Source organism: Maribacter algarum (ex Zhang et al. 2020) (assembly GCF_005885635.1).
In the GTDB taxonomy this organism is placed as follows: domain Bacteria; phylum Bacteroidota; class Bacteroidia; order Flavobacteriales; family Flavobacteriaceae; genus Maribacter_C; species Maribacter_C algarum.
In genome coordinates, this window is sequence record NZ_VATY01000014.1 from 1 (window position 1) to 1,564 (window position 1,564).

Sequence of the window (1,564 nt, forward strand, 5' to 3'; positions counted from 1 at the left end):
TTTCGTTGTTTCCATCGCCATCAACATCTACCGCAGCGTTCAAATTTACCTCGGTTGCATCCTGGTCGTCAGTGCCGGCATCATCTAAATGTGAAAGGTCCACTGTCTGGCTTGTTCCATCTTCGATACCTACCGTCAACACGTTTGTTGTTGTATCAACCCCAAGACTTTCGATGTTCTGATCATCCGTACTGCCCGCAGCTAAGTCCTCGATAGCTTCTTGGACCGTCGTTTCGTTGTTTCCATCGCCATCAACATCTACCGCAGCGTTCAAATTTACCTCGGTTGCATCTTGGTCATCAGTACCGACTAGGCCTGAAAGATCGACCGTTTGACTTGTTCCGTCTTCGATTCCCACTGTCAGTTCGTTGGTGGCCCCATTAAGTGCCAGATTTTCAATGTTCTGATCGTCCGTACTACCAGCAGCGAGTTCTGCTAGCGCACCTTCGACCTCCGTCGCTGTAAAGTTACCTCCAGCGTCGGTAATATTAACTTCGGATGCAATTTGATCATCAGTACCTGCATCATCTAAATGGGAAAGATCCACTGTCTGGCTTGTGCCATCCTCGATACCTACCGTCAATACATTGGTCGTAGTATCAACTCCTAGACTTTCGATGTTTTGGTCATCTGTACTACCTGCAGAAAGTTCATCAATAGCCGCCTGAGTATCTGTTGCGGTTAATCCCGATGTGGTATTATCATAAACTACCTCAGTAGCCGTCTGATCATCAGTCCCTAAAGAAGCTACCGGAACGGATAGAGTTCCACCGCTGTCCGTAATATTCAAATTTCCTCCACTTACATTGAAAGCCGTGTTTCGCTCATTGGTTGGGTCACCATCTAAATCAGGACTGGCATTACCCCCAACTGCCTCCCAAGCCGTACCATTATAAACATACAATTGTCCTGCAGTCTGGTCCACGTAGGTAACACCAGGGTTACTAGGGGTAACAGTTGGTGCTCCTGTACCGAGTAAAGAAAGTTCATTTGTTATATCTGAATCTGCATCACGAATATCTATAGTGGTATTCGTTCCATTAGAAATTTGAATCTCAACACTTTCATTTGCCGTAACTACTGTGTTACTAAGGTTTTGAGAATCTGTTCCAGAATCATCTAAATGAGAAAGATCTACTGTTTGGCTTGTACCATCCTCGATACCGACGGTCAATACATTTGTGGTAGTATCTACTCCTAGACTTTCGATGTTCTGATCATCTGTGCTATCTGCAGCTAAGTCCTCGATAGCTTCTTGGACCGTCGTTTCGTTGTTTCCATCGCCATCAACATCTACGGCTGCATTCAAGTTTACTTCCGTAGCATCTTGGTCATCAGTCCCGACTAAGCCTGAAAGATCGACTGTTTGACTTGTTCCGTCTTCGATTCCCACTGTCAGTTCGTTGGTGGCCCCATTAAGTGCCAGATTTTCAATGTTCTGATCGTCTGTACTACCAGCAGCGAGTTCCGCTAGCGCACCTTCGACCTCCGTCGCTGTAAAGTTACCTCCAGCGTCGGTAATATTAACTTCGGATGCAATTTGATCATCAGTACCTGCATCATC

The 1,564-nt window shown here is 45.9% G+C and carries 1 protein-coding gene; it reads right to left on the reverse strand.

The genetic code is table 11. The annotated features are described in order from the left end of the window. The coding region (locus FEE95_RS22230) for a beta strand repeat-containing protein (protein ID WP_171037120.1) at nt 1-1,564 on the reverse strand (1,564 nt) is incomplete at both ends.